Consider the following 23,581-nt stretch of genomic DNA (forward strand, 5'->3'; position numbering starts at 1 on the left):
GGTCGCGGGCTAGGGGGCAGTGGTCGCCTGGGTGGCGGCGGCCTTGGCGGTGGCGCCCCGGGTGGCGGGCCGGGTGAGCTGCCGGCCGAAGGGCCGGGCCGCGGGGTCCACCTCGCGGCCACGCAGCCAGGTGCCGCGCACCGCGCCGGTGAGGGTCCGGCCCGCGTAGGGCGTCACCGGGTTGCGGTGGTGCAGTCCACTCGCCCGGACGGCGAACTCACCCTCGGGGTCGAAGGCGACCAGGTCCGCGTCGTGGCCGGCGGCGATGGCGCCCTTGGTGCCGGCGAGGCCGACCAGTCGGGCCGGGCCCTCCGACATCCAGCGCACCACGTCGGCGAGGGTGTGGCCGCGCCGGCGGGCCTCGGTCCAGACGGCCGGCAGGCCCAGCTGGAGCGAGGCGATGCCGCCCCAGGCGGCCGCGAAGTCGCCGCTGCCGCCGTACTCGGGCAACAGCTTGAGGTCGGGGGTGGACGGCGAGTGGTCGGAGACGACGGCGGTGAACTCGCCGTTCGCCAGGGCCTCCCAGAGTGCGTCCCGGTTGGACTCGTCGCGGATCGGCGGACAGCACTTGAAGGCGGTGTCGCCGTCCGGCACCTGCTCGGCCGCGAGGGTCAGGTAGTGCGGACAGGTCTCGGCGGTCACCCGCACTCCGTCGGCGCGGGCCTGCCGCAGCAGTGGCAGCACGGCGGCCGAGGACACGTGCAGGATGTGCACCCTGGCACCGGTGCGGCGGGCCGCGTCGAGGAGCCGGGCGACGGCCGCGGTCTCCGCGCCGGCGGGCCTGGAGGCCAGGAAGTCCCGGTAGTGGACGCCGGGTTGCTGCGGGGCGGCGGCGAGCACGGCCGGGTCCTCGGCGTGGATGATCGCCAGCGCCCCGATCCGGGCCTGCTCGGCCAGCGCGGCCTCCAGGTCGGCGGCCCCGACGTGCGGGAACTCGTCCACCCCGGAGGGGGCGAGGAAGCTCTTGAAGCCGAACACGCCTTCCTGGTACAGCGGTTCGAGGTCCGCGACGTTGCCGGGGACGGCGCCGCCCCAGAAGCCGAGGTCGACCCAGGCCTGGCCCTCGGCGGCCCTCCGCTTGACCCCCAGCCCCGCCGCCGTGATGGTGGGCGGGATCGAGTTGAGCGGCATGTCGATGATCGTGGTGACGCCGCCGGCCGCGGCCGCCCGGGTGGCGGTGGCGAAGCCCTCCCACTCGGTGCGGCCGGGTTCGTTGACGTGCACGTGGGTGTCGACCAGGCCGGGCAGCAGGGCGGTGTCACCGAGGTCGGTGAGCTCGCCCGGGCCCGCCGTGAGCGAGCCGTGCGGGGCGGTCCGGGCGATCTTCCCGTCCTGGATCAGCACATCCGCGGGGCGCTCGCCGTCGGGCAGGACCACCCGTCGGGAGCGGATCACCGTCGGCCGGCTGAAAGGCATGGGGACCTCCGGAACCTGGGAGTTGAGGATGGTTCGAGGGCGCTGCGGGGGGCTGCGGGGGCACATCGGAGATGCGGCGAGGGTCGCTTCGCAGGCCGCTTCCGGGGCCGGCTTCTCGGGCCGTGGAACGCGGGCGGTGGTGAGCGGTTGCCGGGAGCCTAGGCCCGCCTTCAACAAAACGTCAATGGATGGAATCGGCCGGGCTCAGCACCGCAGCAGCCGGCCGGCCAGCCGCTCCCCCGCGAGTTCGGCCAGCTCGGCGGCCCTGGTGATGCTGTCCCCCGGCAGCTCGGCCAGGTCGGTCAGGGCGATCGCGGCGGCGAAGCCGGCGGCCCGCCACTCGGGTTCGGAGAGCTCCAGCCGACCCGCCACCGCGGCGACCCGGACCCCCGCCCGGGCGGCCGCCGCGGCGACCCCGGCGGGGGCCTTGCCGTGGAGCGTCTGCGCGTCCAGGCAACCCTCGCCGGTCACCACGAGGCACGCCCCGCGCACGGCCCCGTCGAAGCCCAGCAGGTCGAGCAGCAGCTCGATGCCGGGCCGCATGGTGGCGCCGAGCAGGGCCAGGGCGGCGAAGCCCACCCCGCCCGCGGCGCCGGCGCCGGGAGCCTCCCGGACGTCCCGACCGGTGGTCTCGGCGACCAGGTCGGCGAACCGGGTCAGTCCCTCCTCCAGGACCGTCAGGTCCCCGTCGTCGGCGCCCTTCTGCGGGCCGTAGACGGCGGCGGCGCCGCGCGGCCCGAGCAGCGGATTGTCCACGTCGCAGGCCACCACGACCTCGACACCGCCCAGCGCCCCGGTGAGCGGTCCGAGGTCGATCTCCGCGAGCCGGCGCAACGCCGCTCCGCCTGGGGGGAGTTCGGCGCCGTCGGCGTCCCGGAGCCGTACCCCGAGCGCCTGCAGCATTCCGGCGCCACCGTCCGTGCAGGCGCTGCCGCCGAGGCCCAGCACGATCCGCTTGGCCCCGAGCTCGACCGCCGCGGCGATCAGCTGGCCGACCCCGTGGGAGCCGGCCGCCAGCGGGGCGGTCCGGCCACCGGGCAGCCGGGCCAGGCCCGAGGCCTGCGCCAGTTCGACCACCGCGGTGTCGTCCCGGACGGCGAGCGCGGCGTCCACCGGCAGCCCGGTCGGGCCGGCCACCTTGGCCGGGACCCGGCTGAAGCCGGCCGCCAGCGCGGCGGCCAGGGTGCCCTCGCCGCCGTCGGCGACGGGCAGTTCGCGCACCTCGGTACCGGGCGCGGCTCGCCTGATGCCCGCGGCGATCCGGGCCGCCGCCTCGGCGCCCTCCAGGGTGCCCTTGAACTTGTCGGGGGCGACGACCACATGGCCCTGGTGGGGGATGGGGGGCATGGCGCGTCCTCGCTTCCGTACGGGTCCGGCGGCGGTCCGCCGATGTGCGTCCAGCATGTGCCCAGTGGTCCGGGGGTGCGACCCCCTCCCCGCCGTTCCCTCGTCCCGCTTCCGACGTACGAGAGCTCCCCTCGGCGGGGAGGAGGCCGGGCGACGCGTACCGGGCACGACCGAAGTGCCCCCTGGGGACGTACGCGTCACCGGCTTGGATCGACCGGCGGGCGGGCGGATGAGCCCCGGCGCGCCCGCCGGTCGGGTCCTGCCTCCTGGCGGCGCGGGCACGACCGGATGAGGTACACGCCGCCAGGAGGAGTTCGGGCCGGGGGCTCCGCGCGGGAGCCCCCGGGAGTGGCGCCCGGACTACCCGACCTCGCGCCCGGAGAGCCGCTCGACGCCACGCAGGAGCGCCGAGTGGTCGAGCGGGCCGTCGCCGTTGGCCCGGGCGGAGGCGACCAGCTGGGCCACCACCGCGCCGACCGGCAGCGCGGCGCCCACGGCACGGGCGGCGTCGGTGACGATGCCCATGTCCTTGTGGTGGAGGTCGATCCGGAAGCCCGGCGCGAACTCGCGGTCGAGCATGTTCGCCTTCTTGCGGTTGAGCACGGTGGAGCCGGCCAGGCCGCCGCCGAGCACGTCCAGTGCGGCCGCGAGGTCGACTCCGGCGTTCTCCAGGAACACCACGGCCTCGGCGAGCACCTGGATGTGGACCGCGACGATCAGCTGGTTGGCGGCCTTGACGGTCTGGCCGGCACCGGCCGGGCCGACGTGGACGACCGTGGTGCCCAGCGCGTCGAACAGCGGCTCCGCCTCGGCGAAGTCCTCGGCGCCGCCGCCGACCATGATCGACAGCACCGCCTCGACGGCGCCCGCCTCGCCGCCGGAGACCGGGGCGTCCAGGGTGCGGATGCCCTTCTCCCGGGCGGCGGCCGCGACCTTGATCGAGGTCTGCGGGGTGATCGAGGACATGTCGATCACCAGGGTGCCGGGCTCGGCGTGCTCCAGCACGCCGCCCTCGCCCAGGACGACCTGCTCGACCTGCGGATCGGCCGGGACCATGGTGATGACGACCTCGGCGTCCCGCACCGCCTCCGCGATGCTGCCGGCTCCGTACCCGCCGGCCGCGACCAGGGCGTCGATCGGCGGCCGGGTGAGGTTGAAACCGGTGACGTGGTGACCGGCCTTGACCAGGTTGGCGGCCATCGGGCCGCCCATGATGCCGAGGCCGATGAAAGCGATCTTGCGACTCATCGCGTCGAGTTCCTTACGTGTGCGGGTGGGGGGTCTGACGGGTCCGCGGCGCACGGCCCCACGGCCGGTTGAGCGGCCGGGCTGCTCGCCGGGCCGCTCGGCCCGCCGTGGCGCCCAGTCGGCCTTGGTGCTCGGCCCGTTGGTGCCCGGACGACCTTGGTGCTCAGCCGGCCCTGGTGCCCGATCGCGCTACTTGGCGGCACGCAGCTCGCGCGGCAGCCACCCGAAGCTGTCGGCGCTGACGCCGGTGGAGGGGCGGTACTCCAGGCCGATCGAGCCCGCGTAGCCGGCGGCGGTGAGCCGGGCGAACAGGTCCTCGAAGTCCAGCTCGCCGGTGCCGGGCTCGTTGCGGCCCGGGTTGTCGGCGATCTGCACGTGGCCGATGCGGTCGGCGTGGGTGTCGATGACCGCCGCCAGGTCCTCACCGTTCCTGGCCAGGTGGTAGAGGTCGCAGAGGAACCTGGCGTTCCCCAGGCCGGTGGCGGCGTTGACCCGGTCGACCACCTCGACCGCGGCGGCGGCCGTGACCAGCGGGTAGTCCGGCGACTCGGCCCCGTTCAGGGCCTCGATCAGCAGGACGGCGCCGATCCCGTGCGCGGCCCGGGCGGCGAGCACCAGGTGCTCCAGGGCGAGCGCGTCCTGCTCGGCCGGCTCGACGCCCTCGACCCGGTTGCCGTACAGCGCGTTGAGCGCGGTGGCGCCGAGCGAGGCGGCGAGTTCCGCGGCGACCGGGACGTTGGCGCGGAAGCGGTCCCGTTCGGACGGCAGCGAGACCGTCCCGCGGGCACCCTTGCTCAGGTCGTCCAGGAAGTTGAGGCCGGTCAGCCGGACCCCGGCATCCGTGAACGCCTTGCGCAGCGCGTCCAGTTCGGCCTGCGAGGGGTCGTGCTGCTCACCGAAGGGCCACCACAGTTCGGCCGCCGTGAAGCCCGCCGCGGCGGCCGCGGCGGGGCGCTCCAGGAGCGGCAGCTCACCGAACAGGATCGACAGGTTGACCGTGAAGTCGTGCTTGGCAGCCGCTGTCACGCCACTCACCTCTCAGCTCTCTTCCACCATCCACAACTTCCACGATCCGGAAGAGGGATTCTGTGTGGTGGAAGCATCTCCGGCCCGTCGAGCGAGTGTCAAGGGAGTCGCAACATTTTGTTGAAGCCCCGTCGGGAGCACGCCACCCGGGACCGAACCGTTCGATCACCCGGCCCCTGCCCGGCCCCACCCCCCGCTCGCTACAGTGACCTCGTGCGATTGATGGTGGAGTTCACGACAGAACCGTTCGAACTGGACACGTTTCCGGAGCACGCCGCGGCGGCCCGTACGGTCGTCGACGAGGCCGGCCTCGCCGTGTCGGTCGGCCCGTTCGGCACCAGCGCCGAGGGCGGGGCCGAGCAGGTCCTCACGGCGGTGACCAAGCTGCTCAGGGAGACCCTGGACGCCGGGGCGACCCGGATCTCGGTCCAGGTCAGCGTGCTGGGAGAGGAGGCCGGTACGCCGTGACCGAGAACGTGGAACACCCGCTCGCCGCGGCGGTGAAGCCGCTGCTGGCCGCGGTCGGCGCGACTCCCGTCCCGCTGGACGAGGCGAAGCCCGACGACGTGGTCCTGGAGTGGGAGGGCACCCCCGCCCTGGCCGTCCGACTGCCGCACCTGAGCAGCGCGCTGGACCGGATGCTGGCCGAGATGACCCGCCAGTTCGACGGCCGCCCGCTGACCGAACTCGACCGGCTGGAGAAACAGCGGGTGGTCGCCCTGCTGGAGGAGCGCGGCGCCTTCACCGTCCGCCACGGGGTGGAGACGGTCGCCTCGGCCCTGGGCGTCAGCCGCTTCACCGTGTACAACTACCTGAACCGCCAGGACGGCTCGAAGTCGTCCTGACGCTTCGGCACGGCGCCTTCCGTGGCGCACACGGCCCCCGCCCAGGGGCTTCCGAACGGGTGACCCCGCCGGCGCGGCAGGACTGGATCGGCCTGCGGCGGGGGACACTTGGCGAATCGCACACGAAAGGGCCCGACATCACGGCCCGGTTCAAAACGTAACCACCAACCGTTCAACAAAGTGTTGACGACCGGGTGGGGTCGATCTAGCTTTTCCGGGTGGCACCACTCTTCAGGAGGTCCACTCGTGACCAACCACCCCCACACCCTCGACGCCCTGGCCGCGGCCGACGCCACACAGTTGGCGAAGATCCTGCTGGAGGTCTGCTCCAGCCCCCGCTGGGCCGCCACGGTCGCGGAATCCGGCCCCTGGCCCGACCGTGAGGCCCTGCTCGCCGCCAACGCGGCGGCCATGGCGGCACTGACGGCCGAGGACCTGCGCGACGCGATGGCCGGCCACGCCCGGATCGGCAAGCCCATGGCGGGCGACGCCACCTCCGAGCGCGAACAGGCCGGAATCCACGGCGTGGACCGGGCGGTCCTCGACGAGCTGCGCGAGGCCAACGCCGCCTACGAGGCCAAGTTCGGCCACGTGTTCCTGATCTGTGCGACCGGCCGCACCGCGGTCGGCATGCTCGCCGCCCTGCGCGAGCGTCACCCCCACGACGCCGCCACCGAGGCGGAGATCGTCCGCGGGGAACTGCGCGAGATCAACGACATCCGCCTCAACCGCCTGATCGACGCCTCCTGACCCACCCCGTCTTCTTCTGACATCACGTCAGCTCTTTCACGCGACTCCACCCGGGCGAATCCTCCCGGTTGAGCTGACGCATCATCACTTCTGCCATCGGTAAGGTCACTTCACCCATGACTGGCATCTCCACCCACGTGCTCGACACCAGCCTCGGCCGCCCGGCCGAGAGAGTTCCGGTCGAGCTCGCACTGCACACCGAGGGTGGCTGGCAGGTGCTCGGCACCTCCGCCACGGACTCCGACGGCCGGGTCAAGGACCTGCCGGCCGTGGAGGCGGGCTCGGTCGTCCGGCTGCTCTTCGACACCGGCGCGTACCACGAGCTCCGGTCCGACGGGCCGCCGTTCTTCCCCGAGGTCTCGATCGTCTTCACGGTCGCGCCCGAACAGCACCACTACCACGTGCCGTTGCTGCTCAACCCGTTCGGATACTCGGTCTACCGCGGAAGTTAGTGGACCGACCTTGAAACCTAGGAGCCACGTCATGGCCCACGTGCTCGGTCAGAACCAGTACGGCAAGGCGGAGAACCGCATCGTCCGGATCAACCGCGACTCCACCCGACACGAGATCAAGGACCTGAACGTCTCGGTCTCACTCCGGGGCGAGTTCGAGGACGTCCACCTCACCGGGTCCAACGCCAACTGCCTCCCCACCGACACCACCAAGAACACCGTCTACGCCTTCGCCAAGGAGTACGGCATCGAGTCGGCCGAAGCCTTCGGCATCCTCCTGGCCCGCCACTTCGTCGACGACACCGAGCGCGGCGTGGTGCACGGCGCCCGGATCCGGATCGAGGAGTACTCCTGGGACCGGATCAGGACGCCCGACAGCTCGGCCCGCTTCATCGGCTCGGAGGAGGTCGGCCACTCCTTCGTCCGCAGCGGCCAGGAGGTCCGCACCAGCGAGATCGTCTACGACGGCGAGTCCGTCCAGGTGATCTCCGGCCTCAAGGACCTGGTCGTCATGAACTCCACCAACTCGGAGTTCTGGGGCTACATCAAGGACGGCTACACCACCCTCCAGGAGGCGTACGACCGCATCCTCGCCACCCAGGTCACCGCCCGCTGGAAGTTCGGCTACAGCGGGAAGGACGGCGAGTCCCAGCCCCACTGGAACCGCTCCTACGCCCAGGTGAAGCGCCACCTGCTGGAGGCGTTCGCCGAGACCTACTCCTACTCGCTGCAGCAGACCCTGCACGCGATGGGCACCCGGGTCCTCAACAACCGCACCGAGGTGGACGAGGTCCGCCTCGAACTGCCCAACAAGCACCACTTCCTGGTCGACCTGGAGCCGTTCGGCCTCGAGAACGAGAACGAGGTCTACTTCGCCGCGGACCGCATGTACGGCCTGATCGAGGGCACCGTGCACCGTGACGGCGTCATCCCCGTCATCCCGGTCGCCTGACCTCCCCCACCGCGTGGACACCGCCCGGTATCGCCGCCCCCTCCGGCCCTCGCGGGCCGGCGGAGTCCGGGCGGACCACTCCAGTCGCTCCACTTGATCTGCTTGATCTGCTTGATCTGCTTGATCTGCTTGATCCACACGCTGAACCCGTACCAGCGGTTCCACCCGCACCAATCATTTCTCCACCCCCACCCACCGGAGTTCGTGTCTGCCTCGCGGCGGCCGGCCCGGGGCACTGGAGAGCCCGGCCGAGGGGCCCTTGCACCGCCGTCCCGCCCTCGGCCACACCGGCACCAACCGCACTCCAGCGCCACGGGCGCGCCGGGAGCCACGGGCACAAGAGGGGCTCGACATGGCACCCAGCAACACCAGCAGTACAGACGGCGGTTCCACCCCAGCAAGAGCGCACGGACCGGACGGCGCGTCAGCCCAGCTCCCCGGTGAGCCGTCCGGCTCCGGAACCCACCCCGTGGACGAGTTGCTGCCCCCGGCGAAGCTGATCTCCACCGGGCTCCAGCACGTCGCCGCGATGTACGCGGGAGTCGTCGCACCCCCGCTCATCGTCGGCGCAGGCGTTGGACTCTCCCCCGCCGAACTCGCCCTGCTCATCTCGGCCAGCCTGTTCACCGCCGGACTGGCCACCCTCCTCCAGACCCTCGGCATCTGGAAGATCGGCGCCCGCCTGCCGTTCGTGAACGGCGTCTCCTTCGCCGGGGTCGCGCCCATGATCGCCATCGCGAAGGAGCACGGACCGAAGGACGCCCTCCCGGTGATCTTCGGAGCGGTGATCGTCGCGGGGCTCCTGTGCTTCGTCGCGGCGCCGTACTTCTGCAAACTCATCCGGTTCTTCCCCCCGGTCGTCCAGGGCACCGTGATCACCCTCATCGGGGTGTCCCTGCTCCCGGTGGCGGTCAACTGGGCGCGCGGCGGCTCGCCGAGCGCCCCCGGGTACGGCTCCATGCGGGCCATCGGCCTCGCCGCGATCACCCTCGTCGCGGTGGTGCTCTGCAACCGGCTGCTGCGCGGCTTCTGGCAGCGGCTGTCCCTGCTCATCGGCCTGGCGTTCGGCACCCTGATCGCCTTCCCGCTGGGGCTGGCCGACTTCGGCGCGGTCAAGAGCGCGAGCGTCTTCTCGCTGCCCTCCCCCTTCCACTTCGGCGCGCCCGTGTTCGACGCCGCCGCGATCGTCTCGATGTGCATCGTCATGGTGGTCTCGATGACCGAGTCCACCGCCGACATGCTCGCCCTCGGCAAGATCGTCGACCGCGAGGCCGACGAGCCCACCCTCGCCGCCGGCCTGCGGGCCGACGGCCTGGCCACCGCGCTCAGCCCCGTCTTCAACGGCTTCGCGGCCAGCGCCTTCGCCCAGAACATCGGGCTGGTGGCGCTGACGAGGATCCGCAGCCGCTTCGTGGTCGCGACGGGCGGCGTCATCCTGGTCCTGCTCGGGCTGTTCCCCGTGCTGGGCTCGGTCGTCTCGCTGGTGCCGCAGCCCGTGCTCGGCGGCGCCGGGATCGTGCTCTTCGGCACGGTCGCGGCGAGCGGCATCCGCACCCTCGCGGAGGCCGGAATGGAGTCCAGCTCGAACACCATCCTGGTGTCGGTCTCGCTCGGGGTCGGCATCATCCCGATCGCCGTACCGACGTTCTACGACTCCTTCCCGGAGGCCGTCCGGACCCTGATGCACTCGGGGATCTCGGCCGGCTGCGTGACGGCCGTCCTGCTCAACCTGCTCTTCCACCATGTCGGGGCCGGCCGCCGGGCCGGATCCGGCCCGGATTCCGGTGCGCCGGCGCCGACGACTCCCCAGATCCCGACAGCGGCGACACCGTCCTGACCGGTACGGCGAAGGGGCGCGTGCCACTGGCCGCGCGCCCCTCCCGGCCCTTCCCCAGAGGAGGCACACCATGGCAGTCCAGCCCCCGCCCGCCGACCGGCGGATCGTGATCGAGAACGTCGCGATCGCCACGGTGGACACCGACGACACCGAGTACGCCCGCGGCCACGTGGTCGTCCTCGGCAACACCATCGAGGCGGTGGGCGACGGCCCCGCCCCGGCGGGACTGGCCGGCGTGGTACGCCGGATCGACGGCGAGGGCCACCTGGCCACCCCCGGGCTGGTCAACACCCACCACCACTTCTACCAGTGGATCACCCGCGGTCTGGCTCAGGACGACATCCTGTTCGACTGGCTGGTCGCCCTCTACCCGACCTGGGCGCGGATCGACGAACGGCTCGTCCACACCGCCAGCCAGGGCTCCGCCGCGGCGCTGCTCAAGTCCGGCTGCACCACCGCATCCGACCACCACTACGTCTTCCCGAAGGGCGGCGGCGACATCCTCGGGGCCTCCATCGAGGCGGTCCGGGAGCTCGGTCTGCGCTTCACCGCGCTGCGCGGCTCGATGGACCGCTCCGAGAAGGACGGCGGCCTGCCGCCGGACCACGCGGTCGAGGAGCCGGACGACATCCTGGCCGCCTCCGAGGCCGCCGTCGACCGCTACCACGACTCCTCCTTCGGCTCGATGCTGCACATCGCCCTCGCGCCCTGCTCACCCTTCTCGGTCTCCACCGACCTGCTCCGCCGGTCCGCCGAACTCGCCCGCCGCAAGGGCGTCCGGCTGCACACCCACGGCTCGGAGACGGCGGAGGAGGAACGGTTCTGCCAGGAGCTGTTCGGCATGGGCCCGACCGACTACTTCGAGTCGGTGGGCTGGCTCGGCGAGGACGTCTGGATGGCGCACTGCGTCCACATGAACGACTCCGACATCGCCAAGTTCGCCGAGACCGGAACCGGCGTCGCCCACTGCCCGTCCTCCAACGCCCGGCTGGCGGCCGGCATCGCCCGGGTGCCCGACATGCTCCGGGCGGGCGTCCCGATCGGGCTCGGGGTCGACGGCACCGCCTCCAACGAGTCCGGTGAGTTGGGAACGGAGCTGCGCAACGCGCTGCTGATCAACCGGCTGCACGGCTCGCCCGGCGCGCTGACCGGGCGGCAGGCGCTGCGGCTGGGCACCATGGGCGGTGCCCGGGTGCTCGGCAGGCAGGACGAGATCGGCTCGATCGAGGTGGGCAAGCTCGCCGACCTGGCGCTGTGGAAGATCGACGGGGTCATGCACTCCTCCATCGCCGACCCCGTCGCCGCGCTCACCTTCGGCGCGCTGCCGCCGCTCGCGGCGCTGTTCGTCAACGGCAACGCGGTGGTCGAGCAGGGGCGGTTGACCACGGTCGACGAGGACCGGATCGCGCGCGACTGTGCCCGGGCCGCCCGGGAGCTGGCGGGGCGCCGGGGCTGATGGGCTGATGACCTGATGGATTGGTGGCGTGACGGATTGGTGGCGTGACGGGGCTGACGGCCGGACGGACCGGTGATCCGATGGCCGATCTGTGAACTCCGGGGCGCGCCCAGGGACGGCGCGCGGCCCGGGCTCCGCGCCTGCGGACGGCGGACGGCGGACGGATGGCGGGTAACAGATGTCAGCCGACAGATGACAACTTTCATCATCTGTCAGCTGACATCCGTTCGCCGTCCCCGGTGCGCGGACCGCGGCCCCGGACCCACGGCGAGGGCACGGGGCCGCGGCGAGGGCACGGGGCCGCGGCGAGAGCCCGGGGCCGCGGCGCGCCGCGGGGAACCCGCCGGAGCCGGGCCTCACCCGGCAGGGCTCCGCGAGGCCGGGAGCAGAGCGAGTCCGGCGAGGGTGAAGAGGACCGCGAGCACGAGCCAGCCGAGGGCACCGTGAGCGACGACGGTCAGGCTGATCACCAGTGGGCCGAGGACGTGCGCGGCGGCCTGGCCGCTCATGAAGACGCCCTGGTACTCGCCGTGCGACCGCGGATCGGCCAGGTCCAGGCTGAGCGTCCAGCCACCCGCCGAGGTCAGGAGCTCACCGAGGCTCTGGACCAGGGCGCCGGCCAGGAGCGTCGCCGTCGCCACGGCCGCCGGGCCGTACTGGGCCGCCGCGTAGACGAGGCAGGCCGCGGCGAGCAGCGCACCGCCCCGGGCACAGGCGCGCGCGGCCGTCGGGGCACTGTCCACACCGCGGCTCGCGCGGACCTGGAACAGCACCACCAGAAGACAGTTGACCACGTTGACGGCCGCGACCACGGCGGTCGGCGCATCCGTCGCCAGCACGATCCAGAGCGGTATCCCGACCGTGAGCACCGCCAGTTGAAGCTCCAGCACGGCGTGCAGAGCGGTGACCACCAGGTAGCGACGGTCCCGAAGTGCCTGTCGTCGCGGCGCCGCCGCCTCCGATGCCCGGATCCGCACCCCGGAATCCGACTCCGCCGGAAGGGGCAGACCCACCAACAGGGCCGACGCCCCCAGGAAGCTCGCCGCGTTCAGCGCCATCATCGTCACGTACCCGGCGTAGGTGTTCGCCTGGAGAGCGACAGCCGCGCCGGTGGATCCGATGACGAGCCCCGCGTTCATCACAGACCGCAGCAACGCCCTTGACCGGACCTGCCGTTCGGCGGGAAGGGCCCGCGCGATCAGCGCGCTGCGCACCGCCGCCGCGCCGCGCTCCAGCACCGTCGCCACGCACACCAGCACCACGTACGCGGCGAAGGAGCTCACGAACGCGTACCCGAGCACGGCCGCCGCCTCCAGCGGCCCGATCACCAGCAGCAGCCGCTTGCTGCCGACCCGGTCCGCGAGCCGGCCCATCGGCACCCCGGCGAACACCCCGCACACCCCGGCGGCGGTGAGGCCGAGCGCAACCCGGCCTGGCGTCAGCCCGACGGACCGGGTGAGGAACAGCACGCTCACCGTCACGAACAGGCCGTTGCCGACGGTGTTCACCAGGCTCATCAGCGCCAGCCTGCGCAGCAGCGGATCATCCGGGAGCAGGCGGCCGACGAGACCGGGGCGGGAGGCGGAGGGCGGACGCGCCGCGGCGAAAGTCATGGCAGCAGGACAGCGGTGTTCCGATCGCGGTGGAATTCTTTTACCGTTACGGTCAATGTTCGAGTTCCGATTGGGCGTTGACGACCTGGCCACCACCTGGTTCGGCTACTCCCCCTTGCAGGAAACGGTGTTGAGCCTGCGCGCCCGGATCCGGCCGGGCTGCTATCCGGAGCAGCAGCGGTGGGTGGCCGGATGGCGATCGGGCTACACGGCCCTGGACACCGCCCTGCTGGAGTCCCTGATCACCCCGCTGGGCTTCGTTCCCGACTTCCTGACGCCCCGCCCGCCGGTGCCCCGGCCGGACATCGCCACCGAGCTGGCCGGCCTGGCGGCCACCCCGCCCGAGGTCGCGCGAACGGACGTCCTGACCGCGTACCGCAGCGCCGGGAACACGCTTCCGCTGGTGTTGGCCGCGCTGGTCGACGATCCGCCGGCGCTCGTCGCCCGGGTGGCCGGGGCGCTGGAGGCGTACTGGACGCGCTGCCTCGCCCCCGCGTGGTGGCCCAGGGCGCGTTCGGTGCTGGAGGCGGACATCGCCTACCGGGGACGACGGCTCTCGGAGCACGGCGCCGAAGGGCTGTTCACCGACCTCGACGACCGGCTCTCCTGGCACGCCGGTGTCCTGCGGCTCACCGACCCGCACCCCGCCACCAAGGCGCTGGGGACCACCGTCGACGTCGCCGGGCGGGGGCTCGTGCTGATGCCGACGCTGTTCGCGCTCGGCGCGGTGACCGACCTCGTCCAGGGCGGGCCGCCGGTCATCACGTACCCGGCGCGGGGCAAGGCCACGATGGGCGAGGACACGGAGACCGGGCGGCGCCCGCCGGAGCGGGCGTCGGCGCTCGCGGGGCTGATCGGCGCGCCCCGGGCGAGGCTGCTCATCCTGCTGGAGACACCGGCGAGCACCACCGAGCTGGCCCACCGGCTCGGCGTCACCCCGGCGGCCGTCAGCCGCCACCTCGGCGCGCTCACGGCCGCGGGCCTGCTGGAGCGCACCCGGCACGGGCGCAGCGTCCTCTACCGGCGCAGTGTGCTGGGGGACGGCCTGACGGCGGGCGGGCGCGGGGCGGCGGGCGGGTGACAGAGAACAGACGACAGACGACAGATAACAGATAACGAAAGTTGTCAGCTGTCGGCCGTCCGCACACCCCCGCCCGCCCCCAACCACGCCGCCAGACGCCACCCCTCAGGCCGTACGCCCCAGCGTGGCCAGGTAGGCCCGCCAGCCGCCGTGGTGGGTGATCTCGCGGTGCACGCCGCGCTCGACCTCGCCGCGGGCCAGCAGCATCGACAGGCAGGCCGAGCCGTCCTCCAACTCGATCACTCCCAACTCCAGCTCACGCGGCTCACCGGGGAGGATGACGTCCCGCAGGCGCTCCAGGCTGATCTCGTACAGCTCGCCCTCGATCGAGGTGTCGGTGGCGGGGTCGCGCAACAGCCCCGGGCACACGTCGTCGATGGAGAAGAAGCGGTAGCCCGGAGCGGTGCGGGCCGACCCGATCAACGAGTCGGCGACCTTGGCGTGGAAGGGGCCGCCGGCCATCGCCTGGCCGTTGAAGAAGATGCGTGCCATGGTTCGACTCCTGTGCCGTGGAACGAGAGAGGACGTTCCGCGCGGCGGCGAGAGGACAGGTGGATTCGTCGCCGCACGGAACGCGATGGCGGACCCGCCGGAGCCCTTCGACCCGGCGGGTGGCATGGGCTCAGCCCAGCAGAGGAAGCGCCGGCAGGGTCAGGAAGTCCGCGAACTCCTCGGCCAGGGCGACCTGTTCGAAGAGCTGCGCGGCCTCGCGCCAGCGGCCCGCGCCGTAGGCGTCCTCGCCCAGCTCGGCGAGGAGTTCCGCCAGCTCCGTGGCGACCAGGGTGCGGACCAGCTCGGCGGTGGCCTTCTCACCGGTGTCCGACAGCACGACCCCGTTGTGGATCCACTGCCAGATCTGCGAGCGCGAGATCTCGGCGGTGGCGGCGTCTTCCATCATGTTGAAGATGCCGACCGCACCGATCCCGCGCAGCCACGCCTCGATGTAGCGGATGCCGACCTGGACGGCATTGTGCAGCCCCGCACGGGTGCAGCTGCCGCCGGCGCCGGCGATGTCGAGCAGCTGGGCGGCGGTCACCGGCTCGGACGGGCCGGGGTCGTCCTTCTGGTTCGGCCGTTCGCCGAGCACCGCGTCGAAGGAGGCCCGGGCGACCGGCACCAGGTCGGGGTGGGCGACCCAGGAGCCGTCGAAGCCGTGGCCGGCCTCGCGGTCCTTGTCCGCCTTGACCTTCTCCAGCGCGGCCGCGTTGACCTCGGGGTCGCGGCGGCTCGGGATGAACGCGGCCATCCCGCCGATCGCGTGGGCACCGCGCCGGTGGCAGGTCCGCACCAGCAGCCGGGTGTAGGCGGCCATGAAGGGCGAGGCCATGGTGACGCCGTTGCGGTCCGGCAGGACGTAGTGGGCGCCGGCGTCGCGGAAGTTCTTGACGATCGAGAACAGGTAGTCCCAGCGCCCGGCGTTGAGGCCCGCCGCGTGGTCGCGCAGCTCGTGGAGGATCTCGTCCATCTCGAACGCGGCGGTGATGGTCTCGATCAGCACGGTGGCCCGGACGGTGCCGTACGGAATGCCGAGTTCGGCCTGGGCGTGGGTGAACACGTCGTTCCACAGCCGGGCTTCGAGGTGGCTCTCGGTCTTCGGCAGGTAGAAGTACGGGCCGGAGTTGGGGTCCTCGGCGCCCTTGGCCAGCAGCCGGGCGGCGTTGTGGAAGAAGTAGAGGCCGAAGTCGACGAACGCGCCGGCCACCGGGGTGCCGTCGACCAGCAGGTGGTTCTCGTCCAGGTGCCAGCCGCGCGGGCGGACCACGACGGTGGCGAGTTCGGCGGCGGGCTTGAGGGCGTAGGCCTTGCCGGCCGCGCCGGTGAAGTCGATCCGGCCCTCGAAGGCGTCGATCAGGTTGACCTGGCCGCTGACCACGTTCTCCCAGGTCGGGGAGGTGGCGTCCTCGAAGTCCGCGAGCCAGACCTTCGCGCCGGAGTTGAGTGCGTTGATGACCATCTTGCGGTCGGTCGGACCGGTGATCTCGACCCGGCGGTCCTGGAGGGCGCGGGGCGCTTCGGCGACCTTCCAGTCCCCGGCCCGGACCTCGGCGGTCTCGGGGAGGAAGTCCAGCGTGCCGGTCGCGGCGATCTCGGCGCGGCGGGCCTTGCGCCTGGCCAGGAGGTCCTGCCGGCGGTCCTCGAAGGCTCGATGGAGCCCAGCCACGAAGGCGAGGGCCTCCGGAGTGAGCACCTCCTCCGCGCGGTGGACGCGGGGACCGGCGACAGTGACGGCCGGAGCGGCGGGGGAGGCGCCGACGGGCCCCTGATCTGCAGCCATGGGCAGGACACTCCTAAGACGGTTGAACCTGGCGAAGGGAGCTCCAGTGGGAACTTCCTCGGGGGAACTTCCACGATCCGGACCCGCCTACCGGCGAGTTCGATTCTGTAAGGTGGAGACTAGTTTCCGCGATACAGAATTTCAACGGTTTGTTGAAGAGATCGCCGGGACTCTGCTCCTCTCCGACAGCGAAGGGAACGCCGGTGGCCGCGACCCCCGACTCAGCACCGACGACAGGCGCCGACCGCCCGAGCGGCGGCGTGCAGTCCGTCGAGCGCGCCTTCCAACTCCTGGAGGCGCTGGCCGACTCCGGCGGCGTGGCCACGCTCAGTGAGCTCTCCATCAGTTCCGGCCTCCCGATGCCGACCATCCACCGGCTGGTTCGTACCCTCGTCCAGCAGGGCTATGTCCGCCAGGACACCGCGCGCCGCTACACCCTCGGCCCCCGACTGATCCGCCTCGGCGAGACGGCGGGCCGGCTGCTCGGCAGCTGGGCCCGCCCGTACCTGGCCGAGCTGATGGAGGCCACCGGCGAGACCGCCAATCTGGCGGTGCTGGAGGGCGGCGAGGTGGTGTACGTCGGCCAGGTGCAGTCCCGCCGCTCGATGCGGATGTTCACCGAGGTCGGCCGACGGGTGCAGCCGCACTGCACCGGCGTCGGCAAGGCGCTGCTCGCCCAGCTGCCCGAGGACGAGGCACGCACCGTGCTCGGCCCCAACCCGCTGCCCGCGCACACCGAGTACACCGTCACCGACCCGCAGGAGCTGATGCGCCAGCTCGCCGAGGCGCGCGAGCGCGGCTACGTGGTCGACGACCAGGAGCAGGAGATCGGCGTCCGCTGCATCGCGCTCGCCGTCCCGGGCGCACCGACGCCGACCGCGCTCTCCGTCTCCGGCCCGGAGGCCCGCATCCGCGCCCTGGAGGAACAGGCCGGCGCCGCCTCGCTGGTGCCGGTGATGCACCAGATCGCGGCCCGGCTGGGGCAGGTCCTCGCCCCCTGACGCCACGTCAACCGCCGTTGCCGGATGACGCGGCGCGCCGACGCGACCGCGTCATCCGTTCGGGCGGACGACGGGCGGGTTGCCACCCGGCTCCCGCGACGGCTCCGCCACCCTGGTGCGGACGCGGCCCGCGACGGCGCGGGCGGCCGGGACGCGAGGACAGGGTGAGCGGGGATGGAGCAGCAGGACCGGGACGTACGGGCCGGTGCGGCACGCGGTACCGCCGTACGGGGAAGCCACGGCCGGGAAGGCGACAGTCGGGGCGGTGGCACGCGGCGCGCCGCCGGAAGAGGCGGGGGCTTCGGCGGCGCCGGACTGGTCGCGGCCGTGGCGGCGGGGTGCGCGGTGACGGTGCTGGCCACCGACCCGTCCTGGGCTCTGCGGCGCCCCGATCCCCGGCCCGCGGTGGAGGTCGTCGCGCCGGGCGCGCCCGCGGCGTCCACCCTGCCCGCACCCGCGACGCCCGAGGCCACCACCCTTCCCGCCCTGGTGACCCCCGGGGTCTCCGAGGCCACCACGCTGCCGGCACCGGCCGCCGACCGACCGTCCCACTCCGACCTGGAGGTGGTCCGGTTCGACCCGGACGCGGCCGCCCCCGGCGGCACCACCACCGTCCGCGCCTTCGTCGGCAACCGCGGCCCGGGCACCACGGCCTCCCCGTTCACGGTCGTGGTCACCCTGCCCAAGGGGGTCACGCCCGAGGGCCCGTACTTCCCGTCCGACTGCCGGGTGCTCGGCCGCAACCGCGACCACGGCCGCGTCGTCCGCTGCTCGTTCGAGCCCGGGTTGCGGGAGGGACGCAGCGCGACCGCCCTCATCCCGGTCCGGCTCGACCCGGAACTCCCGGCGGGCACACTGAGCGGCGGCTCGGTCGAAGTGCACGGCGCGGACGACCCGGACGAGAGCAACAACCGGCAGCCGTTCGACATCACGGTCGTCGCGACGGCCGCCGGCTCCTGAACCGTGCGGTCCTGCCGGTGGGCGCTCACCGCCGAACGCCCGCCGGTGGACGGTACCGCCCCTCGCCCACCGAGGGGTCGGTTGTCAGGAGGTCGGTGATCAGCCGAGTCGGCTCGGGGTGGCCGGCCCGGCCGGGGTCCGCGTCGACGTCCCGGCGGCGGAGACCACCAGCTGCTGCGAGCCCAGGTCGTGCCAGGTGCCGTCGAGGTCCTGCCAGAAGCCGAACTGGGTGTACGTCCCGGTCGGCAGGGTGCGCGCGGCGCTGGTGAAGTCGAACCCCTCCGGGCAGATCCGCACGTCGGACGCGTGGCCGGGGAAGTCGAGGTTGTTCCCCCGGGCGTCGCGCACGCCCACGCCGACGGTCTTCGCGGTGACGCAGTCCGAGGAGTGCAGAGCGAGCGAGGCGGCCACGGCCTTGCCCGCGACCATGGCGGCGGGGACGAGCCGGTCCTGGGTGACGGTCGGCGCGGCGGCCGCGACGGCGGCGGTGGCAGTGGCCTGGGCACCGGTGGTGGACGGCACCCCGAGCAGGCCGGCGCCGCTGATGGCGAACGCCCCGGCGGCGGCGAGGGCCGCGTTGCGGCCGCGGTGGGACGGGCGGGCGTGGCGCGGTGCGCGACGGCGGCCGGGCACGAACGCGGGCCGGCGCGTGGGGCTGTCGGGCTTGGGCATGGGGTCACCTCGTCGACGCCTGCGAGGTGAGCTGTCGGGTTCGGGCTGAGGTTGCCCGGCCGCCCGGGGAGCGGCTTCACCCCTGGGCCCTCTCTTCCGGACCTTGCCGGGCCCGCGATGCCAGGCAAGATCCGACGAGTTCCGGCAAGATCCGGAAGAGAGGCCCAGCCGCGGCCCGCACGCGGGGCGTACGGACCGGGCGCTGACCTTGGTTCCCCCGCTCCCGTCCGCTGTGGTGCTCGGTGACCCGCCGACGGGTGGACGGGACTCGGCGTCCCGGCGACGGGGTCCGCGAGGGCGGACGACCGTTGCAGGCTAGGCGGGTCGTCCGTGAACGGACAACTCGGCCGGGCCGGTTGTCGCGCAGGTCACAGTGGTGTCGATCAACGACTCCGAGGGGCAGCCGAGTTGATCGACTTCCGGGAGCGGGATGGCGGGAGGAACCGGGGGGAGGCCGCCGACCAGGCCGACCGGGCCGACCGGGCCGATCAGGTGTGGCGTGGCCTGGTGTGGTCTGGCCTGTCAGGTCAGGTCAGCCGAGCCAGGCGTCGACCTGGCTCTCCGCCTCCGGCGCCCAGGCGAGCCTCATGTGGTTGAGGCCGCTGAGCAGCCGGGTACCGCCGACCGTCGCGATGCCGGTGGTGTCCAGCGCGCTCGCGGTGAACACCAGGCCGTCGCTCGGCCCGCGGTTCTCGTTGAGCACGCCCGGGATGTCGGCCGACCCGCCAGCCAGCAGGTAGGTGCGCACCGAGGCCGGGATGCCGGCCTGCCGGAGCGGCGCGATCAGCGAGCCCGCGTCGATCGCCGCCTGGATGCCCTGGCCGGAGGTGTAGAAGCCATGGCCGCCGTAGTAGGTGGTCCACCAGTCCTGGGCGGTGGAGTCCACTCCGTAGGTGCCGTCCCAGCGGGCGAGCAGTTGGCGTTGGCCCGGGTAGCAGTCGTAGCCGCCGCTCGGCAGGACGCCGAGGCAGGGCTGCGCGGTGTACGTGCCGTAGCAGGTCATGGAGAGGTGCGGGGACGGCGCGTTGGCGGTGCCGCCGCAGGCGGGCCAGGTGGCCAGGTCGAAGTCCCAGCCGTGCGCGTACACGTAGTCCAGCCCCCCGTTCGGCCCGCCGAGGGTGACCAGCCGGCGCACGTCACCCGCGTAGGACCTCCCCCAGGAGGGCTTCACCGAGGACACGTACGCCCGGGCGGCCACCTCACCCTTGCTCCACGCCACCACGTCGACCTGGGAGACCCCGAGCCGGTCCCGGATCAGCGCGACGGCGTCGCCGACGGCCTGCGCCTGGAGCAGGTTGTCTCCGTGCTTGTGGGCGAAGCCGATCGCGAAGACCCGGTGGCCGGTGCCGGCCAGGTACTGGGCGAGGCCGGTGGACGGGCAGCTCGCCGCACCACAGACGCCGCTCTCCCCCGGGTTCGCCCAGGCCCGGTCGGCGTTGTCGTTGGCGCCGTGGACCAACAGGACGGGGGTGGCCTTGCTGCCGGTGTCCCAGCCGGCGGCCGAGTAGAGCAGGAAGCGGGCAGAGGAGGGCCGGCCGGTGCCGAAGTACGTCCGGCGGGCGCCGTCCTGGTCGCCACGGCCGTCCGACGGGAACTGCTCGGTGCGGAAGCCGGAGGTGGTGTCGAGATAGCGCTCGACCTTGGCCCAGCCGTTGCCGGGGGCGGGGAAAGCGGCTTCCAGGGTGAGGGGGGCGGTGGTGGCGGTGCTCGCGACGGGACCGGTACTCGCGGTGGGGGCCGCGTGGGCGGCGGTGGGGGCGCCGAGGAAGGCAGCGGCCAGCAGCAGGAGCACGGCGGCGAGGGCGGTGGGGGTGCGCCTCGTCGGGGCGGGGTGGGTGGGGACGGCGTGGTGCCTGGGGGCCGAGTGTTGTGTGGGGGCGGCGTGTTGCGTGGGGGCGGCGTGTTGCGTGGGGGCGGCGTGTTGCGTGGGGGTGCGTCTCATGGCCGGACGGTAGGGCCGCTGGTGGGCCGTGCCCATGTGCCGGTCGCACATCCAGGCGGCCAGGCGGTGGCGAACCGTACCGTGGCGAGTACCTGACCGAGTGCGCCCGGTCGGATAAATTGGAAGTCTGACATCATCCGCAGTGCACAAGAACGGCGAGCCCGACCGGAGGCTCGCCACGACCTCACAGGAACGAGGACACGTCCCGCCATGACCGCGCCCCTGCCCGCCTTCGCCGGCCGAACCTACCTCTTCCGGGCCGACAACGGCGCGGCCTTCCGCAACGCCTATTCGGCCGACGGCACGCGGCTGCGCTGGGAGGGCCTCGGCGAGTCCGCGGGCCAGTGGGAGGACGTGCGGCTGCACGTCGCCGAGGTCGCGCCGGAGGTCTACTTCGTCAGCTGGACGGAGCAGAGCGGGATCACCGTCAGCCATGTGATGGACCTCGGCAAGCTGACCGTGCGGGCCTTCTGGACCTTCGAGGGCGAGGGTGGCCGGGTCGGCGAGCTGCACACCGGGACGCTGGAGCGGGTGGCCTGAGCGGCGGGACCGCCGCGCGGGAACCGAACGGGCCATCCGGCTTGTTCGGGCCGCTCGGAAGGGTTCCGACTCAGACTGCCTGACCTGGCACCTTGAGGTGCTGGGACAGCCACTCCAGCGAGGAGGGCAGCAGGGCGCTCCAGGTCTCGAAGTTGTGGCCGCCGTTCTCCAGCATGCTGTACGAGACCTTCATCGGGCTCTGCACGGCGTTGACGAAGGACTCGGTCTCCTGGCGGTAGCTGCCGTCGCCCTTCTTGGTGCCGGCCAGCAGCACGGACACCTTCGGCTGCGGCAGGTTCTGCAGCCGCCACATCAGGTTGGCCTCGTCGCGGCGCTGCTTGCTGCCGCCGAACAGGTCTCCCGTGGTCGGGTCGTCGGCGGCGTCGTAGTAGGCGGAGAGGGCGACGGCGGTCGGGAAGACGTCCGGGTGGCGCATGGCCAGCTTGAGCGCGCAGTAGCCGCCGGTCGAGTTGCCCATGAAGGCCCAGGCCTGCGGGTCGGTCGAGACCCTGAAGCTGGCCTCGATCGCCGAGGGCACGTCCTTGGTGAAGTAGGTGTCGGACTGCGGGCCGTTGGGGACGTCCTCGCACTCGGTGTCCTGCGGCAGCGCGGGCGAGGGACGCATCAGGACCATGACGGTCGGCTGCATCCGTCCCTCCTGGAGCAGTTTGAGCGCCGCCCCCGGGTAGTTGAAGCGGGTGATCAGGTTCTCGGCGATTCCTGGGAATCCGGTGCTGACGATCACGGCCGGGAACTGCTTCTGCGCGTACTCCGGCTGGAAGTACTGCGGGGGCAGGTAGACGTAGCCTTCAGTGGACAGGCGGCTGACCGCGCCGTCGATCCGGACCTTGCGGATCTCACCGGACTGGCTGGGCTCGCGGCCCATCGCGCCGCCGCCCTTGACCGCGGCCTGGCCTATCGTCTCCACCATCAGCCGGCCGGAGGCGTCCGCCTTGTTGTGGATCACCACCGGACCGGTGTCGCCGATACCCAGAAGGTCGCCCCAACTGCTGTAGAACGCGAAGTAGTTGTTCGCGACCAAGCCGAGCGCGGCGAGCACCGTGAGCTGGGTGGCGAGCAACGCGCCGATCCGGCCGAGCACCGCCTGCCAGGTCTTCCTCGCGAGTCTGGGCCACAACCAGACCGTGCCGCTCATCATCACGACCGCGATCAGTACGGTCAGCGCCAGCACTTTGTGGCTTGTCAGACCCATGTCCCGCTTGCTCCCACGCCTCGAACTCCAGCCCCCTTCGCTGGGGACATCCGAGGTGGTCACCCCGGTTCCCCCGCCGGGGCGCGAGGACCAACCCTAGCGCCAGCTGGGAGGAAGCTGATCGCGGCTGGGAGGTGACGGAGAACGGGGCGGACGGGTGACAACGTTCAGATAACAGATTTCGAAAGTTGTCATCTGAAATCTGTTAGCTGTTACCTGTCGACAGCCGACGGGCGGCAACCATCGGTCGGCCGCCGCCCGACCCGCCGCCCGACCCGCCGCCGGCGATTCCCGGCTCAGCCCACCCGCCCCCAGAGTCGCAGCCCCGCCGTGAGCTCGCGCATGCAGCGCGCGCCGAGGTCCTGCGGGGAGCCCGGTCCGGTGAGGGCGGCATCGGAGGAGGCCCACTGCTCCAGGGCCACCCGGATCGCCGCACTCGCCGCGGCGGCCGCGAGCCTGATCTCCACCGGATCGGTGCCGTCCGGGCAGCGCTCTGCGAGGGCGGTGCGCAGGCGCTCCTCCGAGTCGGCGTGGACGCGCTGCCAGGTGGCGCCCAGCTTCGGGTCGCGCAGCAGACCGCGGGCCCACCGCATCATCTCGGCCCGCGCCTCGTCGGCCGGAGTCAGCGAAGCAACTGCCGCGCGCTCCAGCGCGTCCCGCAGCGGGAGGTCCGCCGGACTCGCGACGAACAGTTCCACCCACTCCTGCCCGCCCGCCGCGAGCAGCGGGGCGACGGCGTCCTCCTTGACGGAGAAGTACCGGTAGAAGGTGCGCAGCGAGATGCCCGCGGCGAGCGCGATCTCCTCCGCGGTGGTCGCTTCCGCGCCGCGCTCGGCGAAGAGCGCGGCGGCGGCACGGGCGATGTCCAGCCGCGTGGCCTCGCGGCGGCGCTGGGTCAGGGTCGGGCGTCCGGTCACGGGCCCAGCCTACGCGGGCGGATGCCGCATAGGCACAT

At 72.7% G+C, this 23,581-nt stretch carries 22 protein-coding genes and 1 riboswitch; of the genes, 11 read left to right on the forward strand and 11 right to left on the reverse strand.

Annotated features, from left to right (window positions below; translation table 11 throughout):
• Positions 1–9: 9 nt before the first annotated feature.
• The 4 genes from allB to ACFRAR_RS00625 all read right to left on the reverse strand — a co-directional run bounded on the left by allB (position 10) and on the right by ACFRAR_RS00625 (position 5,046).
• On the reverse strand, positions 10–1,416 hold the full coding sequence (gene allB / locus ACFRAR_RS00610; RefSeq protein ID WP_380693059.1) for an allantoinase AllB: 1,407 nt from the start codon (positions 1,414–1,416) through the stop codon (positions 10–12).
• Between the two features lie 204 nt (positions 1,417–1,620).
• Positions 1,621–2,763, reverse strand: a complete 1,143-nt coding sequence (locus tag ACFRAR_RS00615) for a glycerate kinase (protein WP_380693060.1) — start codon at positions 2,761–2,763, stop codon at positions 1,621–1,623.
• Positions 2,764–3,123: 360 nt separating this feature from the next.
• Positions 3,124–4,011: a 2-hydroxy-3-oxopropionate reductase gene (locus ACFRAR_RS00620; protein WP_380693062.1), complete on the reverse strand. Its 888-nt coding sequence runs from the start codon at positions 4,009–4,011 to the stop codon at positions 3,124–3,126.
• 189 nt (positions 4,012–4,200) lie between these two features.
• Complete coding sequence (locus ACFRAR_RS00625) at positions 4,201–5,046, reverse strand: TIM barrel protein (RefSeq protein ID WP_380693064.1); 846 nt, start codon at positions 5,044–5,046, stop codon at positions 4,201–4,203.
• 204 nt (positions 5,047–5,250) lie between these two features.
• Here ACFRAR_RS00625 and ACFRAR_RS00630 point away from each other — a divergent pair, with 204 nt between their 5' ends.
• The 7 genes from ACFRAR_RS00630 (at position 5,251) to ACFRAR_RS00660 (ending at position 11,329) form a co-directional block, all read left to right on the forward strand.
• Positions 5,251–5,505, forward strand: coding sequence for a thiamine-binding protein (locus ACFRAR_RS00630; RefSeq protein ID WP_380693066.1), 255 nt, complete (start codon positions 5,251–5,253; stop codon positions 5,503–5,505).
• Positions 5,502–5,882 carry a helix-turn-helix domain-containing protein gene (locus tag ACFRAR_RS00635; protein WP_380693069.1) on the forward strand — a complete coding sequence of 127 codons (381 nt, stop codon included), beginning with the start codon at positions 5,502–5,504 and terminating at the stop codon, positions 5,880–5,882. Before ACFRAR_RS00630 ends, ACFRAR_RS00635 begins: the two co-directional genes overlap by 4 nt.
• A 246-nt stretch (positions 5,883–6,128) precedes the next feature.
• Positions 6,129–6,632: a 2-oxo-4-hydroxy-4-carboxy-5-ureidoimidazoline decarboxylase gene (uraD, locus tag ACFRAR_RS00640; protein ID WP_380693071.1), complete on the forward strand. Its 504-nt coding sequence runs from the start codon at positions 6,129–6,131 to the stop codon at positions 6,630–6,632.
• A 116-nt stretch (positions 6,633–6,748) separates the two neighbouring features.
• Positions 6,749–7,084, forward strand: a complete 336-nt coding sequence (gene uraH, locus ACFRAR_RS00645; RefSeq protein ID WP_380693074.1) for a hydroxyisourate hydrolase — start codon at positions 6,749–6,751, stop codon at positions 7,082–7,084.
• A 31-nt stretch (positions 7,085–7,115) separates the two neighbouring features.
• Complete coding sequence (pucL, locus tag ACFRAR_RS00650) at positions 7,116–8,036, forward strand: factor-independent urate hydroxylase (protein WP_380693076.1); 921 nt, start codon at positions 7,116–7,118, stop codon at positions 8,034–8,036.
• A gap of 352 nt (positions 8,037–8,388) precedes the next feature.
• Positions 8,389–9,873 (forward strand): nucleobase:cation symporter-2 family protein, encoded by a 1,485-nt coding sequence (locus ACFRAR_RS00655; protein ID WP_380693078.1) that lies wholly within the window; start codon positions 8,389–8,391, stop codon positions 9,871–9,873.
• 70 nt (positions 9,874–9,943) lie between these two features.
• Positions 9,944–11,329 carry an 8-oxoguanine deaminase gene (locus tag ACFRAR_RS00660; RefSeq protein ID WP_380693080.1) on the forward strand — a complete coding sequence of 462 codons (1,386 nt, stop codon included), beginning with the start codon at positions 9,944–9,946 and terminating at the stop codon, positions 11,327–11,329.
• A 356-nt stretch (positions 11,330–11,685) separates the two neighbouring features.
• Here ACFRAR_RS00660 and ACFRAR_RS00665 read toward each other — a convergent pair whose 3' ends face one another.
• Positions 11,686–12,942 carry an MFS transporter gene (locus ACFRAR_RS00665; protein WP_380693082.1) on the reverse strand — a complete coding sequence of 419 codons (1,257 nt, stop codon included), beginning with the start codon at positions 12,940–12,942 and terminating at the stop codon, positions 11,686–11,688.
• A gap of 55 nt (positions 12,943–12,997) precedes the next feature.
• Here ACFRAR_RS00665 and ACFRAR_RS00670 point away from each other — a divergent pair, with 55 nt between their 5' ends.
• The gene (locus tag ACFRAR_RS00670; RefSeq protein WP_380693084.1) at positions 12,998–14,023 is read left to right on the forward strand and encodes a helix-turn-helix domain-containing protein; all 1,026 of its coding nucleotides are present in this window, start codon (positions 12,998–13,000) and stop codon (positions 14,021–14,023) included.
• A 105-nt stretch (positions 14,024–14,128) separates the two neighbouring features.
• Here the strand turns inward: ACFRAR_RS00670 and ACFRAR_RS00675 are convergent, their stop codons facing one another.
• Together ACFRAR_RS00675 and aceB are read right to left on the reverse strand one after the other, a co-directional pair.
• Positions 14,129–14,515, reverse strand: coding sequence for a gamma-glutamylcyclotransferase (locus ACFRAR_RS00675; protein WP_380693086.1), 387 nt, complete (start codon positions 14,513–14,515; stop codon positions 14,129–14,131).
• Between the two features lie 130 nt (positions 14,516–14,645).
• The gene (gene aceB / locus ACFRAR_RS00680; protein ID WP_380693088.1) at positions 14,646–16,298 is read right to left on the reverse strand and encodes a malate synthase A; all 1,653 of its coding nucleotides are present in this window, start codon (positions 16,296–16,298) and stop codon (positions 14,646–14,648) included.
• 203 nt (positions 16,299–16,501) lie between these two features.
• On the opposite strand from aceB, the gene ACFRAR_RS00685 reads away from it, so the two are divergent.
• Positions 16,502–17,299, forward strand: a complete 798-nt coding sequence (locus ACFRAR_RS00685; RefSeq protein WP_380693090.1) for an IclR family transcriptional regulator — start codon at positions 16,502–16,504, stop codon at positions 17,297–17,299.
• A 174-nt stretch (positions 17,300–17,473) separates the two neighbouring features.
• Positions 17,474–18,259: a hypothetical protein gene (locus ACFRAR_RS00690; protein WP_380693092.1), complete on the forward strand. Its 786-nt coding sequence runs from the start codon at positions 17,474–17,476 to the stop codon at positions 18,257–18,259.
• A 99-nt stretch (positions 18,260–18,358) separates the two neighbouring features.
• Here ACFRAR_RS00690 and ACFRAR_RS00695 read toward each other — a convergent pair whose 3' ends face one another.
• Positions 18,359–18,931: a hypothetical protein gene (locus ACFRAR_RS00695; RefSeq protein ID WP_380693094.1), complete on the reverse strand. Its 573-nt coding sequence runs from the start codon at positions 18,929–18,931 to the stop codon at positions 18,359–18,361.
• Position 18,932: 1 nt separating this feature from the next.
• Positions 18,933–19,078: riboswitch (cyclic di-AMP (ydaO/yuaA leader) on the reverse strand.
• Positions 19,079–19,463: 385 nt separating this feature from the next.
• The gene (locus tag ACFRAR_RS00700) at positions 19,464–20,873 is read right to left on the reverse strand and encodes an esterase/lipase family protein (protein WP_380693096.1); all 1,410 of its coding nucleotides are present in this window, start codon (positions 20,871–20,873) and stop codon (positions 19,464–19,466) included.
• A 210-nt stretch (positions 20,874–21,083) separates the two neighbouring features.
• Between ACFRAR_RS00700 and ACFRAR_RS00705 the strand changes: the two genes are divergently transcribed.
• Entirely contained in the window at positions 21,084–21,413 is a 330-nt protein-coding gene (locus tag ACFRAR_RS00705) for a MoaF N-terminal domain-containing protein (protein WP_380693098.1), read from the forward strand.
• A 70-nt stretch (positions 21,414–21,483) separates the two neighbouring features.
• Here the strand turns inward: ACFRAR_RS00705 and ACFRAR_RS00710 are convergent, their stop codons facing one another.
• On the reverse strand, positions 21,484–22,626 hold the full coding sequence (locus ACFRAR_RS00710; RefSeq protein WP_380693100.1) for an alpha/beta hydrolase: 1,143 nt from the start codon (positions 22,624–22,626) through the stop codon (positions 21,484–21,486).
• Between the two features lie 296 nt (positions 22,627–22,922).
• Entirely contained in the window at positions 22,923–23,543 is a 621-nt protein-coding gene (locus ACFRAR_RS00715) for a TetR family transcriptional regulator (protein WP_380693102.1), read from the reverse strand.
• Positions 23,544–23,581 lie beyond the last annotated feature (38 nt).

It is taken from the genome of Kitasatospora sp. NPDC056651 (genome assembly GCF_042792155.1).
Classification (GTDB): domain Bacteria; phylum Actinomycetota; class Actinomycetes; order Streptomycetales; family Streptomycetaceae; genus Kitasatospora.

What these genes read in the sequence shown, in the direction of transcription:
- allB (WP_380693059.1), bottom strand. Translation starts at nt 1,416, where the DNA reads ATGCCTTTCAGCCGGCCGACGGTGATCCGCTCCCGACGGGTGGTCCTG.
- ACFRAR_RS00615 (WP_380693060.1), bottom strand. Translation starts at nt 2,763, where the DNA reads ATGCCCCCCATCCCCCACCAGGGCCATGTGGTCGTCGCCCCCGACAAG.
- ACFRAR_RS00620 (WP_380693062.1), bottom strand. Translation starts at nt 4,011, where the DNA reads ATGAGTCGCAAGATCGCTTTCATCGGCCTCGGCATCATGGGCGGCCCG.
- uraH (WP_380693074.1), top strand. Translation starts at nt 6,749, where the DNA reads ATGACTGGCATCTCCACCCACGTGCTCGACACCAGCCTCGGCCGCCCG.
- pucL (WP_380693076.1), top strand. Translation starts at nt 7,116, where the DNA reads ATGGCCCACGTGCTCGGTCAGAACCAGTACGGCAAGGCGGAGAACCGC.
- ACFRAR_RS00655 (WP_380693078.1), top strand. Translation starts at nt 8,389, where the DNA reads ATGGCACCCAGCAACACCAGCAGTACAGACGGCGGTTCCACCCCAGCA.
- ACFRAR_RS00660 (WP_380693080.1), top strand. Translation starts at nt 9,944, where the DNA reads ATGGCAGTCCAGCCCCCGCCCGCCGACCGGCGGATCGTGATCGAGAAC.
- ACFRAR_RS00665 (WP_380693082.1), bottom strand. Translation starts at nt 12,942, where the DNA reads ATGACTTTCGCCGCGGCGCGTCCGCCCTCCGCCTCCCGCCCCGGTCTC.
- ACFRAR_RS00670 (WP_380693084.1), top strand. Translation starts at nt 12,998, where the DNA reads ATGTTCGAGTTCCGATTGGGCGTTGACGACCTGGCCACCACCTGGTTC.
- ACFRAR_RS00675 (WP_380693086.1), bottom strand. Translation starts at nt 14,515, where the DNA reads ATGGCACGCATCTTCTTCAACGGCCAGGCGATGGCCGGCGGCCCCTTC.
- aceB (WP_380693088.1), bottom strand. Translation starts at nt 16,298, where the DNA reads ATGGCTGCAGATCAGGGGCCCGTCGGCGCCTCCCCCGCCGCTCCGGCC.
- ACFRAR_RS00690 (WP_380693092.1), top strand. Translation starts at nt 17,474, where the DNA reads ATGGAGCAGCAGGACCGGGACGTACGGGCCGGTGCGGCACGCGGTACC.
- ACFRAR_RS00695 (WP_380693094.1), bottom strand. Translation starts at nt 18,931, where the DNA reads ATGCCCAAGCCCGACAGCCCCACGCGCCGGCCCGCGTTCGTGCCCGGC.
- ACFRAR_RS00700 (WP_380693096.1), bottom strand. Translation starts at nt 20,873, where the DNA reads ATGAGACGCACCCCCACGCAACACGCCGCCCCCACGCAACACGCCGCC.
- ACFRAR_RS00705 (WP_380693098.1), top strand. Translation starts at nt 21,084, where the DNA reads ATGACCGCGCCCCTGCCCGCCTTCGCCGGCCGAACCTACCTCTTCCGG.
- ACFRAR_RS00710 (WP_380693100.1), bottom strand. Translation starts at nt 22,626, where the DNA reads ATGGGTCTGACAAGCCACAAAGTGCTGGCGCTGACCGTACTGATCGCG.